The organism is Streptomyces sp. NPDC102360 (genome assembly GCF_044766085.1).
Taxonomy (GTDB): Bacteria; Actinomycetota; Actinomycetes; order Streptomycetales; family Streptomycetaceae; genus Streptomyces.
Genome location: NZ_JBIWLG010000012.1, coordinates 22850 through 38002, shown reverse-complemented (window position 1 = coordinate 38002; position 15153 = coordinate 22850). Strand labels below are relative to the sequence as shown.

Here is a 15153-nt window from a genome sequence, read left to right as displayed (position 1 = left end):
CCCCGCGAGGCCCCGCGCCCCGCCTAAGAAAGCCTCAGCAGCGTGCGCATCGTCGCGTACTTGCGCGTCAACCGCTCCCGGGTCGGCTCGTCGAGGACGGCGAGGCGGTCCGGGTCCGCGTTGTGCGCCAGGTCCGCCTCCTTGACCAGGCGGGCGCCGGGGGTGGCGAGAATGCGCCGCGCGTACGCCTCCGGGAGCTCGCCCTCGCGCTTGGTCAGCGCGCGGACGACCGCCTTGGTCTCCGCCGGGAGCGGGGCCGCGTCCAGCCACTCCTCCGTGAGCGCGTCGTCCTCGATCGCGTCGTGCAGCCAGGCCGCGGCGATCAGGGCTTCGTCGCCTCCCCTGGCGCGGGTGCCCTCGGCCACGGCCGCCAGATGCTCCGCGTACGGGCGGCCCGCCTTGTCCTTCTGCCCCTCGTGGGCCCGGCGCGCGAGGGCCTCGACTTCAGTCAGCGTGAGCATGCCGCCGACTCTCTCACACGGCCCCGGATACCCCCCTCAGGTCCTTTGGTAAGCTAAGTATTGACGTTTTCTTGACGCTCTCTTGACCAAAGGCTCTGGTCGGTCCTGACGACCGGGCTTTCAAGACCAAGGAGGAACGGGCCCATCGGACACGCAGACACCTTGATCGCCATGGGCGGCGCCTTTCTCGCGGCAGCCGTCCTCGCCCGCCTGGGAGGGCGGATAGGCCTCCCCACCATTCCCCTGTTCATCCTGGCCGGGATCCTGCTCGGCCCTCACACGCCGGGCGTCGTGCTGCTCTCCGACCCGCACGACCTGGAGATGCTCTCCGCGCTCGGCCTCGTACTGCTGCTCTTCTATCTCGGCCTCGAGTTCCACATGGACGACCTGAAGACGGGCGGCCGCAAGATGGCCGTCGCCGGAGGGACGTACCTCGCGCTGAACGTCGGCGCCGGCCTCGGTTTCGGATTCGCCCTCGGCTGGGGCACATCCGAAGCTCTGGTCCTCGCCGGGGTGCTCGGCATCTCGTCGTCCGCGATCGTCACCAAGGTCCTCGTGGACACCGGCCGGCTCGGGAACCCCGAGACCAAGCCGATCCTCGGGATCATCGTGGTCGAGGACATCTTCCTCGCCCTGTATCTGGCCGCGCTCCAGCCGATCCTGTCCGGTGCGGACTCACTGTCGGCCGCCGTGCTCGACGGCGGCAAGGCCTTCGGGTTCCTGTTGCTGCTCGCCCTCGCGGCACGCTTCGGCACGCGGGTCGTCGGCGCGCTCTTCAACACCAAGGACGACGAACTGCTCGTCATCTCCTTCCTCGGTGCAGCGGTGTTCGTGGCCGGGGTCTCCGAGTGGTTCGGGGTCGCCGACGCCATCGGCGCGTTCATGGTCGGCCTGATGCTCGGCTCGACCGCTTCCGGCGAGCGGATCCGCACACTGGTGCACCCGCTGCGGGACGCCTTCGGGGCGATCTTCTTCTTCGGGTTCGGGCTCTCCATCGACCCCGGTGACCTGCCGTCCGTGCTGTGGCCGGTGCTCGCCGCGGTCGCGCTGACGCTCGTCATGAACGTGCTCGCGGGGATCGGCGGGGCGAGGATCTACGGCTTCGGGGCCGGGCCCGCCGCGAACATCTCGACCACGTTGCTGGCGCGCGGCGAGTTCGCGCTGATCCTCGCCACGATGGCCGCGGGGGCAGGACTCGACGAACGCCTCTCGCCGTTCATCGCGGGATACGTGCTGCTGCTCGCGGTGCTCGGCCCGATGGCCGCGGGCCGCTCCGCGTGGCTGGCCCGGATCCTGCCGATCAAGGAGCGGGCGCCGGTGGCCGAGGAGCCACGGGTGGGCGCGGGGGTATAGAGACCTCGCGCCGGGACCCGTGGGAACCCTTACGCGTCCCGGCAGATCAGCAGCAGCGCCCGGTCGTCGTTGACGTCCTTGGCCACCGCCTCGATGAGGTGCCAGGCCGCACCGTGGAAGCCGCCGGTCACATACCGGTCGGCTTCCCCGGTGAGGCGGTCCATGCCCTCGCTGATGTCCCGCTCGGAGGTCTCGACGAGGCCGTCCGTGAACAGCATCAGCACGTCACCGGGGCGCAAGGTGCCCTTCGTGGCGTCGAATTCGGCACCGTCGTAGACGCCGAGGAGCGGTCCCTCGGCCGCCTTCTCCTCCCAGCGCCCGGTGCCCGCGCTGAGCTGGAGGCCCGGCGGATGGCCCGCGGAGTACAGCTCGTAGTCCCCCGATTCGAGGTCCAGGACCAGGTGGATCGAGGTCGCGAAGCCCTCGTCCCAGTCCTGGCGGAGCAGATAGCCGTTCGCCGCGGGCAGGAAGGCGTGCGGCGGCAGCGAGCCGAGCAGGCCGCTGAAGGCGCCGGCCAGCAGCAGCGCCCGCGAGGCCGCGTCCATGCCCTTGCCCGACACGTCCGTGAGGACGACCTCCAGCGTGCGGCCGTTGTTCGTACGGGCCGCGACCACGAAGTCGCCGGAGAACGACTGGCCGCCCGCCGGGCGCAGCGCCATCTCGCGGTGCCAGCCCTGCGGCAGCTTGGGCAGCCGGCTCTGCGTACGGATCCGCTCGCGCAGGTCGAAGAGCATCGTTCCGCCGCGCCGCCAGGGCACGCCGACCCGGCTGCGGAACTGGGCGATGAGCAGGCCGAAGAACCCGCAGGCCGCGACCGTGAGCACGGTGCCGGGCGTGACGCCGGCCGCGCGCTGTGTGTAGGGGCCGAGCTGGAACGATTCCACGATCAGCGCCGCGGCCGCCGCCGCGTACAGACCGAGCAGGCTGGCCGGGCGCAGCAGCAGGCCGCCCGCGACGATCGGCAGGACGAGGACGGCGGGCGCGCACCACACCGGATTGAGGATCGTGGCGAAAGCGATCACCGGGATGGTGATGAGCAGCCCGACGAGCGCGATCCAGTCCGAACCGTCCCCGCGGAAGTAGTCCACTCCGGATTTGCGCACGGCTGTGCGGACCCGGTGCACGCGCATTCTCAACCGGGCCGGGAACGTATCGGCCTCCGCGCGCTGTTCGCGCCCGCGCCGCTCTCGTCGTACCGCCATTGTTCGTGGACCCTATCCACCGGGTCGGGACCTGTGCACGGGAGGTCCCACTTGTCCCCCTTTCCGGGCACGTCCGTCAGCCCCGGTACGGGCGGTAAATTCTCTCGCCCGCCGCTGCCCGCCCTGGTAGGGATGGCGTATGGCGACCGATCTGCGCACCTTGCGGGACAGCGAGTGGAACGACTGGTACGGGAAGCTGGAGCGGGCCTTCGGCGGAGTGGCCGAGGCACCGGAGGAGCGCGGGCTCTACCGGGAGCTGACCGCCCTGGACCGCTCGCTCGGGGTCTGGGAAGGGGCCGAGTGCGTGGGCACGGCGGGCGCCTTCCCGTTCCGCGTCGCGGTGCCGGGCGGGGCCTTCGTGGGCGCGGCGGGCGTGACCATGGTCAGCGTCGCCGCTACGCACCGCAGGCGGGGCATCCTGACCGGAATGATGCGCCGTCAACTCGACGACGTACGCGGGTGGGGCGAGCCCCTCGCGGTCCTCACGGCGTCCGAACCCGTGATCTACGGACGGTTCGGCTACGGCATCGGGACCCGTAAGGCGACGGTGCGCGTCGAGTCCCAGCGGGTACGCGTCGACGCGCCGGCCGAGGCCGACGACGTGCGGCTGCGGTACATGGACGCGGCGCAGGCCGCGGAGCGCTGCGAGGCCGTGTATCTGCGGACCGTGGGGACGCGGCCCGGGATGCTCGGGCGGCTGCCCGGCTGGGAGCGGCTGCCGCTGCTCGACCCGGAGCGGGATCGGGGCGGGGCGTCGCCGCTGCAGTGCGTCGTGGCCGAACTGGACGGCGAAACGGTCGGGTTCGCGCGTTTCCACGTGAAGCCGGAGTCCGCGCACGGGCTGGATCAGAGCACCGTGTTGGTGCGCGAGGTGGCCTCGGTCGACCCCGCGGCGTACGCGGCGCTGTGGCGGTTCCTGTGCACCATCGACCTGACGGAGACCGTGGAGTGCGGCAATCTGCCGGTGGACGACCCGCTGTTCTCGCTGGTCTCCGACATCCGGCGGTGCGACGTACGGGTGCGTGACTCGATGCACGTACGCCTGGTGGAGGTGGGCGAGGCGCTCGAAGCACGTACGTATCTCACGCCCGTGGATGTCGTGTTCGAGGTGCGGGACGCCTTCTGCCCCTGGAACGAGGGGCGTTGGCGGCTCACGGGCGACGCGAAGGGCGGCGCGGCCTGCAAGCGGACCGAGGAGCCGGCCGATCTCGCCCTTTCCGTACGAGAGTTGGGCGCGGCCTATCTCGGTGACGTGTCACTCCTTGAGCTGGCCGGGGCCGGGCGGGTGCGGGAGCTGCGGCCGGGGGCGCTCGCGGAGGCGTCGGTGGCGTTCGGCTCGGCGGTCGCGCCGTGGCTGCCGCACGGGTTCTAGTCAGTACGCGCCGGTGGGCTGGCAGGTCGGGCACCAGAAGAGGTTGCGGGCCGCCAGTTCCAACGTGCGGATCTCGGTGCCGCACAGGTGGCAGGGGTGCGGTGCGCGCCGGTAGACGTAGACCTCGCCGCCGTGGTCGTCGACGCGCGGGGGCCGGTTCATCGCCTCGGGGGTGTGCTCGGGGCGGACGGTGTCGATGCGGTTGGCGCGGACGCCGTCGTGCATGAGCGCCACCAAGTCGTCCCAGATGGCGGCGAGTTGGGCCGCGGTGAGGTTCCTGCCCGGGGTGTACGGGTCGATGCCGTGCCGGAAGAGGACCTCGGCGCGGTAGACGTTGCCGACGCCGGCGATCACCTTCTGGTCCATCAGGAGCGCGGCGATGGTGGTGCGGCTGCGGGAGATCCGCTCGTACGCCCTGGTGGGGTCCTCACCCGGGCGCAGCGGGTCCGGGCCGAGGCGGTCGTGTATCGCCTGCTTCTCGGCGTCCGTGATGAGCGCGCAGGTGGTGGGGCCGCGGAGGTCCGCGTAGTGGGTGTCGTTCGCGAGGCGGAGGCGGACGGTGTCCGTGGGGGGCGGGGCGGGGGTGGCGCCGAGGGTGTACTTGCCGAAGAGGCCGAGGTGGATGTGGATCCAGGCGGCGTCGTCGCCGAAGGCGAGGAAGAGGTGTTTGCCGTGGGCCTCGGTGCGGGTCAGCTCTTGACCGGTGAGGAGCGCTGCCGCGTCGGAGAACTTGCCCTGGGGGCTGGTCACGGTGGCCGTGCGGCCGGCGAAGCGGGTGGCGTGGTCCTGGGCGAGGCGGTGGATCGTGTGGCCTTCAGGCACGCCGGTTCCTTTCGGCTAACCGTGGTTGACGTCACGGGGCTCCGCCCCGGGCCCCGCGCCTCAATCGCCGGCGGGGCTTGATTTATCAAGCCCCGCCGGCGATTGAGGCGATCGAGCCCCTGCGGCGATTGAGCAGCGGGGTCCGGGGCGGAGCCCCGGGGGTCAGTCCTGCTGCGGGTGGTGTGCGGGGATCGCGGGGAGGACGCCCGACGCCTCGTAGGCCGACAGCATGTCGATGCGGCGCTGGTGGCGCTCCTCGTTCGAGTACGGGGTCGCGAGGAAGATCTCGACGAACTTCGTCGCCTCGGCCTCCGTGTGCATCCGCCCACCGATGGAGATCACGTTCGCGTTGTTGTGCTCACGGCCGAGCGCAGCGGTCTGCTCGCTCCAGGCGAGGGCCGCACGGACGCCCTTCACCTTGTTCGCGGCGATCTGCTCACCGTTGCCCGAGCCGCCGATCACGATGCCGAGGGCGTCGGGGTCCGCCGCCGTCCGCTCCGCGGCGCGGAGGCAGAACGGCGGGTAGTCGTCCTGGGCGTCGTAGATGTGGGGCCCGCAGTCGACGGGCTCGTGGCCGTGGGCCTTGAGCCATTCGACCAGGTGGTTCTTGAGTTCGTAGCCGGCATGATCCGAGCCGAGGTACACGCGCATGGGTCCGAGTGTGGCACGACGCGCGCCGGGTAGCCGCCTCCGGGTGCCCCGGCGGGCCGCCGGTCGTGGCCTTGACAACGATCCGGACTCAAAGCTTCCGATCGGGCTCTCCGGTGCGTTGAATGCGGACGCACGTTTACCGCGCAAACGTAAGGACCCGTGCATGACCACGCAGTCGTCCCCCACCACCGGGACCCCGTCCTCCGGTACGCCGCCCACCGGCGGCGAAGGTGACGGACTCAAGGCAGGGCTGAAGAACCGGCACCTGTCCATGATCGCCATCGGCGGTGTCATCGGCGCCGGCCTGTTCGTCGGCTCCGGCTCCGGCATCGCCGCCGCGGGACCCGCCATCCTCGTCTCGTACGCCCTCGTCGGCGCGATGGTCGTCTTCGTGATGCGGATGCTGGGCGAGATGGCCGCCGCACGGCCCTCGTCCGGCTCCTTCTCCGCCTACGCCGACCAGGCGCTCGGCCGCTGGGCCGGCTTCTCCATCGGCTGGCTGTACTGGTTCTTCTGGGTCGTGGTGCTCGCCGTGGAGGCGACCGCCGGGGCGAAGATCCTCAACGGCTGGATACCGGGCGTCCCGCAGTGGGGGTGGGCACTGATCGTGATGGTCGTGCTCACCGTCGTGAACCTGGCGGCCGTCGGCTCGTACGGAGAGTTCGAGTTCTGGTTCGCCGGGATCAAGGTCGTCGCGATCGCGGCGTTCGTGATCGTGGGGCTGCTCGCCGTGTTCGGGGTGCTGCCGGGGTCGGACAACGCGGGCAGCGGTCTCGCGCATCTCACCGATTCCGGGGGCTTCTTCCCGAAGGGGCCCGGAGCGATCCTCACCGGTGTGCTGATGGTCGTCTTCTCCTTCATGGGATCCGAGATCGTCACGCTCGCCGCCGGTGAGTCCGAGGACCCGCAGAAGGCCGTCACCAAGGCCACGAACTCCGTGATCTGGCGTATCGGCATCTTCTACCTGGGCTCGATCTTCGTCGTGCTCACGCTGCTGCCGTGGAACGATCCGTCGATCACCAAGGACGGTTCGTACGTCGCCGCGCTGAACTCCATCGGCATTCCGCACGCCGGGCAGGTCATGGACGTCATCGTGCTGACGGCCGTGCTGTCCTGCCTCAACTCCGGGCTCTACACCGCTTCCCGTATGGCGTTCTCGCTCGGGCAGCGCGGTGACGCGCCGAAGGCGTTCGCGAAGACCACGTCGCGTGGTGTGCCGCGGGTCGCGATCCTCGGGTCCGTCGTCTTCGGGTTCCTCGCGGTCTGGTTCAACTACCAGTGGCCGGACACCGTCTTCAACTTCCTGCTGAACTCCTCCGGAGCCGTCGCGTTGTTCGTGTGGCTCGTCATCTGTTTCACGCAGTTGAAGATGCGGGGGATGATTCTGCGGGATCAGCCGGAGAAGCTTGTCGTGAAGATGTGGCTGTTCCCGTATCTGACGTGGGCGACGATCGCGGCGATCTCGTTTGTGCTGGTGTACATGCTGACGGATGACGCGGGGCGGGAGCAGGTTCTGCTTTCGTTGCTCGTCGCGGCGTTCGTTGTGGTGTTCGCTCTCGTGCGCGAGAAGGTGCAGCGGCAGAAGGTGTGATTGTTGCGGTGGTCCGGGGTTGGCGTCGCGGGGCGCTGCCCCGGACCCCGCGCCTCAATCGCCGGCGGGGCTTGATGTGCCGGATGGGGTGAACGTCGACTTCACTTTCTCGTACGTCTTCCGCGCCTGGGGTTCCGACTCCGGGCGGTACCACGTGCCCAGCTGGTAGGAGCGGGTGCCGCGGTCGAAGCCGAGGAGTTCCGCGTGCCAGCGGGCGCCCTTGAGGGTGAAGAGGTACTCCCAGACCACCGCGGGGCGGCCGCGGAACGTGGTGCGGGTCAGGCGGAGCTTTCTGTAGTCCTGGCCCTGGTGCGCGGCGCGTTCGGACTTCTGCCACGTGGCCAGCAGGTCGTCCTTCGCGAGGGCCGACTGGGCGACGAGCTCCTGGTTGCCGTCCGGTGACGTGTAGTGCACCTCGGACGCCGTCTTCACCACCCTCTCCCAGCCCTTCGGCGGCACCCACGCGTACCCCGCCTCCCGCCGCGCGCCTGCCGGAAGGCTCTCGGTGGGCGCGCGGGACGTGCCCTCGACGGTGGGCGGGCGGGACGTCGTGGAGGTCGGGCGGCCGTCCGGCGGGTCGATGTTCGGCAGCAGGAGGGCGAGGACCGCGGTAAGGCCCACGGTGCCCGCTCCCCCGATGATGAGAAACAGCGCCCGGCTGCGACGGGTCGGAGCGGGGTCCGGCGAGCGGTCCTGCGGGGGCTCTGCCGCCGCCGGCACGGGCGGTGGTGGAGGCGGCGACGCGGGCGGTGGTGGAGCCGGTACCTGGGTCCGGGTCAGGGAGCGCGTCACCCGGTCCAGGTCGGGGCGGTCCCCCGGCTCCTTCGCCAGGAGGGCCGTCAGGAGCGGCGCCAGGTCCCCGGCCCCGTACGGGAGTTGCGGTTCCTCGTACAGGACGGCGTGCAGCGTCGCGAGGGTCGTCTCCCGGGAGAACGGCGAGCCGCCGCCGAGCGCCGCGCAGAGCGTCGCCCCCAGGGACCAGAAGTCGGACGGCGGGCCCTGCGGGTGGCCCGAGACCCGCTCCGGCGCCATGTAGTCGGGCGACCCGACCAGCATGCCGGCCATGGTGAGCGCCTTGGTGTCCTGGATCGCGGCGATGCCGAAGTCGGTGAGCATGACGCGGTGCTGCCCGACGCCCTCGATCAGTACGTTGCCGGGCTTGATGTCCCGGTGCAGCACGCCGCCCGCGTGCACCTGTCGCAGCGCCCCGGCCAGGCTCAGTCCGATCCGCGCGACCTCGTCCGCGGGCAACGGCCCGTCCTCGACGAGGAGCTGCTCCAGGGAGCGGCCGTCGACCAGCTCCATGACGATCCACAGGCGTTCGCCCTCGTCGACGACGTCGTAGACGCGCACCACGCCCGGGTGGTCGATACGGGCGGTGGCGCGGGCCTCGCGCAGGGTGCGCTCACGGCGGGTGCGGGCGTCCTCGGGGTCGAGGCCGTCGATGCGCATTTCCTTGACGGCGACCCGGCGGTCGAGCATTTCGTCCACCGCGCGCCACACGCGACCCATTCCGCCCTGGCCTATCGATGCGTCCAGGCGGTACCGGGAAGCCACCAATAACCCCTGGACGCCTCCGCTCGTATTCCCCGGCAATCGACTGCACCCCCGAAACACGAAGAAACACGAAGTCGACACTTACCGCCGACCCAGCATAGTGCGGAGAAATCTTGTGGTACCTCTTCAAGTGCCGCGAATTCGGCCGCGGTTGGGGAAGCCGCGATCAGGGGAAGCGGAAAGATCAAGGGGGGCGACGAGCATGAGTTCACGACGTCAGGTCACAATCGCCGGGTCGCTGTGCGCAGCGGCCGTCACGGCGTTCATGGTGCTGCCGGGCGCCGCGCTCGCGGACGACGGCCCTGGTCCGGGCAGCGGCGAGGGCGGAAAGCCGGTGGACGCGGCGCCCTCGGGCGTGAAGCTGACCACGGCGCTGCCGAAGAAGATCTCGGCCGACAACGCGACAGGGGAGACACAGAATCTCGTCGCGAGCGTCGGCAATCAAGGGGACAAGGGAAGCGGCCGGATATTCCTGGCCGTCGTGGGATTCGACGGGCTCGTGGTGAAGGACGTTCCGAACTGCACCGCGATACCGGAGAACAAGCTGCCGAAGGGCTCCAACAGCGGATTCTCCTGCCTCATCGACAACCTTGGGGCGGGAAAGACGCAGTCGTACAAGGTCGCCGCGACATTCGACCTGAAAAAGACCGGGAAGATCTGTCTGCCGGTGCAGAGCGGGGACACGAAGAAGACGTTCTGGCAGCAGGGCCCGGTGCCGTTCGGCGCGACGAGCCCCTCGCCGAACGCGCCGGTCACGCCGCTGCTGCTCGGCACCGAGAACAAGCCGGCCGCCCCTGCCGGTGACAAGGGCGGCGGCGGAGACAAGGCGGGCGGCGAGGAGAACCTGCCGTCGACCGGCGTCGGTGACGCCGCACTGCCGCTGGGCGCGGCCGGCGCGGCGCTGATCGCGGCCGGCGGGGCGGGCCTGTGGTGGACCCGCCGCACCGGCCGGCGCGCGCGTTAGACGCCTACTTGTCGGCGAGCTTCCAGGCGGTGGGCAGCGCGCCCATCGCCAGGGCCGCCTTCAGGACGTCGCCGATCAGGAACGGGGTGAGGCCCGCGGCGATCGCGGCCGTGAGGCCCATGCCCGTGGACAGGGCCAGGTACGGGACGCCGACCGCGTAGACGATCGCCTCGCCGAGCAGGAACGTGCCCGCGGTGCGCAGCATCGAGCGGTCGGCGCCGCGCCGGGCGAGCGCGCCGACGGCGGCAGAGGCCAGCATCAGACCGATGACGTAACCGAACGAGGCCATCGCCATGCCCGAGCCGCCCTCCGCGAACCACGGCACGCCGGCCATGCCCGCGAGCGCGTAGACGGCGAGCGCGAGGAAGCCGCGGCGGGCGCCGAGCGCGGTGCCGACGAGCAGCGCGGCGAAGGTCTGCCCGGTCACCGGCACCGGCGAGCCCGGGACCGGGAGCGCGATCTGCGCGGCGATGCCGGTGAGGGCGGCGCCACCGACGACCAAAGCAATGTTCTTGGCACGGGAGGCGGGGAGGAGGTCGGCCAGGACCTTGCCCGGACGGGCGGTCGTGACAGCGGCGGTACTCATGGGGACTCCGCGTTCAGTGAGAGGACCTTGCGGTCGGGCAGGACAGGACGGGACTTTGTGACGCTATCCCAGGGGAGTTGGGCCGATCACGGTCGCCGGTCGACAAAGGGGCCCACGCCGTGTTGGTGGGCTCTGAACAAACAACGGCGCGTACACCCCGTACAAGGTGATGCTCGTCACTGGGAGAGTCCGTTTTGCGTGCGGAGGTGCTTGAACGGGAGACTGTAGGTTCCCGCCAAACCGCGCACGCCCGCGCGACCAGCACATCCGAGATCGGCTGAAGCTCCATGCCCCCCACGCACGACGAACCACTCTCCGCGGGGCTCAAGCAGCGCCACCTCACGATGCTCGGCCTCGGCGGGGTCATCGGTGCGGGCCTGTTCGTCGGCTCGGGCGCCGGTATCGCGGTCGCGGGACCCGGCATCGTCGTCTCGTACCTGATCGCGGGCGCGCTCGCGATGCTGGTGATGCGGATGCTCGGCGAGATGTCCGCCGCGATGCCCGCGTCCGGCTCCTTCTCGGTGCACGCGGAGCGGGCGCTCGGCCGGTGGGCCGGGTTCAGCGCCGGCTGGCTCTACTGGTTCATGCTCGTCGTGGTGCTCGCCGTGGAAGCGACGGGCGCGGCGCAGATCGCGAACGGGTGGGTGCCGGGCGTCCCGCAGTGGGCGTGGGTGCTGCTCTTCATGGTCGTGTTCACCGTCGCCAACCTGACGGCGGTGAAGAACTTCGGCGAGTTCGAGTTCTGGTTCGCGGCGCTGAAGGTCTTCGCGATCGTCGCGTTCCTGATCCTCGGCACGCTGGCGATCTTCGGGCTGCTGCCCGACACGGACCCCGTCGGCCTCACCCATCTGACCGGGGACGGCGGGTTCCTGCCGCACGGCTGGGAGGGCGTCGTCTCCGGGGTGCTCGCGGTCGTCTTCGCGTTCGGCGGCCTGGAGGTCGTCACGATCGCGGCCGCCGAGTCCGAGGACCCGGCCCGCTCGGTGGCGCGCGCGGTGCGCAGCGCGGTGTACCGGATCCTGTTCTTCTACGTCGGGTCGATGCTGGTCATCGTGACCGTGCTGCCGTGGACCGAGCAGAAGGCGGGGATCAGCCCGTACGTCACCGTGCTCGACTCGATCGGCGTCCCGTCGGCGGCGCAGATCATGAACATCGTGGTGTTCGTGGCGCTGCTCTCCGCGCTGAACGCCAACCTCTACGGCTCATCGCGCATGATCTTCTCGCTGGCCGAGCGCGACGAGGCACCGAAGTCGCTGCTGAAGGTGAGCGGTGGCGGGGTGCCGCGCCGCGCGGTCCTGGCCTCGGTGGCCTTCGGGTTCATCTCGGTCCTGCTCAACCTGGAGTGGCCGGACACGATCTTCCTCTACATGCTCAACTCGGTCGGCGCGGTGCTGCTGTTCGTGTGGGCGCTGATCGCCGTGTCGCAGCTGCGGCTGCGGCGGCGCATCGAGCAGGAGGCCCCCGAGCGCCTCGTGTTGAGGATGTGGGCGTTCCCCTATCTGACCTGGGTGGCGATCGCCGCGATGGCCGCGGTCTTCGGCCTGATGCTGACCGACGCGTCGGCGCGGCCGCAGCTGCTCTGGTCGGCCGGGGCGACGCTGCTGGTCCTCGCGGTCGCGGGCGTACGGGAGTTGCGCGCACGGCGTGCCTGAGCGGTACCCGCGCGTTCACCGAACGTCGACATGATCATTGCGGCGTGTGAGCGTCGTGTCCGTATACCGGAAACCTATTCCCTATGAGCGGGCCGGGCACGGACACTGTGGCGGTTTTACGCACCGTTTACGTCACGACCGCCAGGACCGTCACAGCTACTGAACAGGGCACACCCATGTCTGGGAACTCAGCGCAGTCCACAGAGAGTGCGGACGCGCGTCCGAGCGAGCAGGCGCCGGCCGAGCCGACGCTGTCGCACGGCCTCAAGCAGCGACATCTTTCCATGATCGCGCTGGGCGGCGTGATCGGTGCGGGGCTCTTCGTGGGCTCCGGCACGGCGATCGCCGCCGCGGGCCCGTCGATCATCCTCGCCTACGCGATATCCGGCGCGCTCGTCATGCTCGTGATGCGCATGCTGGGCGAGATGGCCGCCGCTTACCCGGCCTCGGGTTCGTTCTCGGTGCACGCCGAGCGGGGCATCGGGCCGTGGGCCGGATTCACCGCGGGCTGGTCGTTCTGGTTCCTGCTCTGCGTGGCCGTCGGCCTGGAGGGCATCGGCGCGGCCGGCATCGTGCACGGCTGGGTGCCCGGGGTTCCGGAGTGGGCCTGGGTGGCCCTCTTCATGCTGCTGTTCACGGTCACGAACCTGTCGGCCGTGAAGAACTTCGGCGAGTTCGAGTTCTGGTTCGCCGCGCTCAAGGTCGGCGCGATCGTGATCTTCCTGGTCATCGGCGTCCTGGCCATCCTCGGCGTGCTGCCCGACGCCGAAGCCCCCGGCATGTCCAACCTCACCGGCCACGGCGGCTTCATGCCCAACGGCACGGAGGGGTTGATCGTCGGCCTGCTCGCATCGGTCTTCGCGTACGGCGGTCTGGAGACGGTGACGATCGCCGCCGCCGAGTCGGAGCACCCGGTCCAGGGTGTCGCGAAGGCCGTCCGCACCGCGATGTGGCGCATCGCCCTCTTCTACGTCGGCTCGATGGCGGTCGTCGTGGTCCTGCTGCCCTGGACCGCGAAGGAGATCCCGACCAAGGGCCCCTACGTCGCCACGCTCGACTACCTGGGCGTCCCCGCGGCCGGCCAGATCATGAACGTGGTCATCCTCGTCGCGCTGCTCTCCGCCATGAACGCCAACATCTACGGCGCCTCGCGCATGGCCAGTTCGCTGGTCGCCCGCGGCATGGGCCCGAAGGTCATCGGCAAGGTCACGGGCGGTGTGCCGCGCGCCGCCGTCCTGATGTCGGCCGTCTTCGGCTTCGTGTGCGTGCTGCTCAGCTACTGGCGTCCCGACGACATCTTCGCCTGGCTGCTCAACACCATCGGCGCGATCATCCTCGTCGTCTGGTTCTTCATCGCCGTCTCGCAGCTGGTGCTGCGCCGCAAGCTGGAGCGGGAGGCGCCGGAGAAGCTGGTCGTGAAGATGTGGGCGTACCCCTACCTCACGATCCTGGCGCTCGTCGGCATGGTGGCCGTCTTCGTGCTGATGGCCCGTGAGCACGACACGCGGATCCAGCTGTACTTCTCGGGCGGCCTGGCGATCATCCTCGCGGCGGTCGGGTACGCGCGGCAGAAGATGGCCGAGAAGAATTGACTTGCATCCCCGCCCTGAAGGGCGGGGGTTCTGGCCTTCCGTTCCGTTGCTGTGCTGCTACGCGGCACGGTCTTCGGTCGGGAATCCGTGGCTTCCTGTTTCTTCGCGTGGTGCCGGACGTGGTGTCCCGGTCTTACCTACGCTCGGCAGGCTGTCACCGCCGAGTCCGGCGGCCTTCTTCACATTGATCGCGGCGTTGATGTCCCGGTCGTGGACCGTGTGGCAGGCGGTACAGGTCCATGCCCGGACGTCGAGGGGTTTGGGTCCGTCCCGGTGTCCGCAGGTCGAGCAGGTCTGGGTGGTCGGTTCGTACCGGCCGATCCTGATCAGAGTGCGGCCGTACCGGGCCGCCTTGTATTCGAGCATGGTGATGAACGCCGACCAGCCCGCGTCGTGCACGGACTTGGCCATCCGTGTGCGCGCCAGGGCTGTGACCGCCAGGCTTTCCACGCCGATCGCTTGGTTCTCGCGGATCAGACGGGTGGAGAGCTGATGGTGGAACTCGTGGCGGGCGTCGGTCACCTTCGCATGCGCGCGGGCGACCTTCAGGCGGGCCTTCTCGCGGTTCTTCGAGCCCTTCTGTTTGCGGGACAGGTCCCGCTGGGCCTTCTTGAGCTTCTTCTCCGCACGGCGCAGGAACCTCGGGGAATCGATCTTCTCGCCAGTGGACAGGACCGCGAAGTGAGTGAGGCCCAGGTCGATACCGATGGCCTGGTCGGTGTCGGGCATGCGGGCGGCGTCGGCTGCCGGGTCGGTGTCGATGACGAAGGAGGCGAAGTACCTCCCGGCCGCGTCCTTGATCACGGTGACGGAGGTGGGGGTGGCGGGCAGGGTGCGGGACCATTTCACCTTCACCGCCCCGATCTTGGGCAGGTTCAGCCGGCCACTGTCGGTGATGGACCATCGGGCGTTGGCGGTGAAGCGGATCGACTGCCGGGGGTCCTTGCGGGACTTGAAGCGGGGCGGGCCAAGCTTCCTGCCTTTGCGGGCACCCTTGCAGGAGGCGAAGAAGTTGCGGTACGCCGTCTCGGCGTCCCGCAGGGACTGCTAGAGGACGACTGAGGAGACCTCGCCCAGCCAGGACCGCTCCACAGTCTGCTTCGCGACGGTGATCAGCTTCCTCGACAGCTCGCCTGCTTTCGGGAAGGCTTCCCCCGCCTTCCGGGCGTCCTCACGGGCACGCACCGCATCGTTGAATACGACACGGGCGCACCCGAACGCCCTAGCCAATGCGGTGCGTTGGTCGGCGTCCGGGTACAAGCGGAAGCTGTACCGGAGCTGCATGACGATCACACTAGACATGCCGAACGAACACTGTCGCCGGGAACATACGAACGAGTCGTCACCGTC

At 69.8% G+C, this 15153-nt stretch carries 12 protein-coding genes and 1 pseudogene; 6 read left to right on the top strand and 7 right to left on the bottom strand.

Going from position 1 to position 15153, the window contains the following annotated elements:
• Positions 1-23 precede the first annotated feature (23 nt).
• A complete protein-coding gene (locus ACIRHA_RS34405) occupies positions 24-461 on the bottom strand; it encodes an HD domain-containing protein (protein ID WP_403854029.1) in 438 nt (145 codons plus the stop codon).
• 171 nt (positions 462-632) lie between these two features.
• Here ACIRHA_RS34405 and ACIRHA_RS34400 point away from each other — a divergent pair, with 171 nt between their 5' ends.
• A complete protein-coding gene (locus ACIRHA_RS34400) occupies positions 633-1814 on the top strand; it encodes a cation:proton antiporter (RefSeq protein WP_403854027.1) in 1182 nt (393 codons plus the stop codon).
• A gap of 29 nt (positions 1815-1843) precedes the next feature.
• Here the strand turns inward: ACIRHA_RS34400 and ACIRHA_RS34395 are convergent, their stop codons facing one another.
• The gene (locus ACIRHA_RS34395) at positions 1844-3016 is read right to left on the bottom strand and encodes a PP2C family protein-serine/threonine phosphatase (RefSeq protein WP_403854025.1); all 1173 of its coding nucleotides are present in this window, start codon (positions 3014-3016) and stop codon (positions 1844-1846) included.
• Between the two features lie 139 nt (positions 3017-3155).
• On the opposite strand from ACIRHA_RS34395, the gene ACIRHA_RS34390 reads away from it, so the two are divergent.
• Positions 3156-4388, top strand: a complete 1233-nt coding sequence (locus ACIRHA_RS34390) for a GNAT family N-acetyltransferase (RefSeq protein ID WP_403854023.1) — start codon at positions 3156-3158, stop codon at positions 4386-4388.
• On the opposite strand, the gene ACIRHA_RS34385 is transcribed toward ACIRHA_RS34390, so the two are convergent.
• Positions 4389-5210: an Fpg/Nei family DNA glycosylase gene (locus ACIRHA_RS34385; protein ID WP_403854021.1), complete on the bottom strand. Its 822-nt coding sequence runs from the start codon at positions 5208-5210 to the stop codon at positions 4389-4391.
• 162 nt (positions 5211-5372) lie between these two features.
• On the bottom strand, positions 5373-5861 hold the full coding sequence (locus tag ACIRHA_RS34380) for a ribose-5-phosphate isomerase (protein ID WP_403854019.1): 489 nt from the start codon (positions 5859-5861) through the stop codon (positions 5373-5375).
• 163 nt (positions 5862-6024) lie between these two features.
• Here ACIRHA_RS34380 and ACIRHA_RS34375 point away from each other — a divergent pair, with 163 nt between their 5' ends.
• On the top strand, positions 6025-7452 hold the full coding sequence (locus tag ACIRHA_RS34375) for an amino acid permease (RefSeq protein ID WP_403854017.1): 1428 nt from the start codon (positions 6025-6027) through the stop codon (positions 7450-7452).
• Between the two features lie 54 nt (positions 7453-7506).
• Here ACIRHA_RS34375 and ACIRHA_RS34370 read toward each other — a convergent pair whose 3' ends face one another.
• Positions 7507-9009: a serine/threonine-protein kinase gene (locus ACIRHA_RS34370; protein WP_403854015.1), complete on the bottom strand. Its 1503-nt coding sequence runs from the start codon at positions 9007-9009 to the stop codon at positions 7507-7509.
• A 202-nt stretch (positions 9010-9211) separates the two neighbouring features.
• Between ACIRHA_RS34370 and ACIRHA_RS34365 the strand changes: the two genes are divergently transcribed.
• Positions 9212-9973 (top strand): LPXTG cell wall anchor domain-containing protein, encoded by a 762-nt coding sequence (locus ACIRHA_RS34365; RefSeq protein ID WP_403854013.1) that lies wholly within the window; start codon positions 9212-9214, stop codon positions 9971-9973.
• Between the two features lie 4 nt (positions 9974-9977).
• On the opposite strand, the gene ACIRHA_RS34360 is transcribed toward ACIRHA_RS34365, so the two are convergent.
• Entirely contained in the window at positions 9978-10559 is a 582-nt protein-coding gene (locus tag ACIRHA_RS34360) for a biotin transporter BioY (RefSeq protein WP_403854011.1), read from the bottom strand.
• A gap of 287 nt (positions 10560-10846) precedes the next feature.
• Between ACIRHA_RS34360 and ACIRHA_RS34355 the strand changes: the two genes are divergently transcribed.
• Together ACIRHA_RS34355 and ACIRHA_RS34350 are read left to right on the top strand one after the other, a co-directional pair.
• Entirely contained in the window at positions 10847-12211 is a 1365-nt protein-coding gene (locus ACIRHA_RS34355; RefSeq protein ID WP_403854009.1) for an amino acid permease, read from the top strand.
• 176 nt (positions 12212-12387) lie between these two features.
• Positions 12388-13803, top strand: a complete 1416-nt coding sequence (locus ACIRHA_RS34350) for an amino acid permease (RefSeq protein WP_403854007.1) — start codon at positions 12388-12390, stop codon at positions 13801-13803.
• Between the two features lie 57 nt (positions 13804-13860).
• Here the strand turns inward: ACIRHA_RS34350 and ACIRHA_RS34345 are convergent.
• Positions 13861-15087, bottom strand: a pseudogene (locus tag ACIRHA_RS34345) (RNA-guided endonuclease InsQ/TnpB family protein).
• Between the last annotated feature and the right edge of the window lie 66 nt (positions 15088-15153).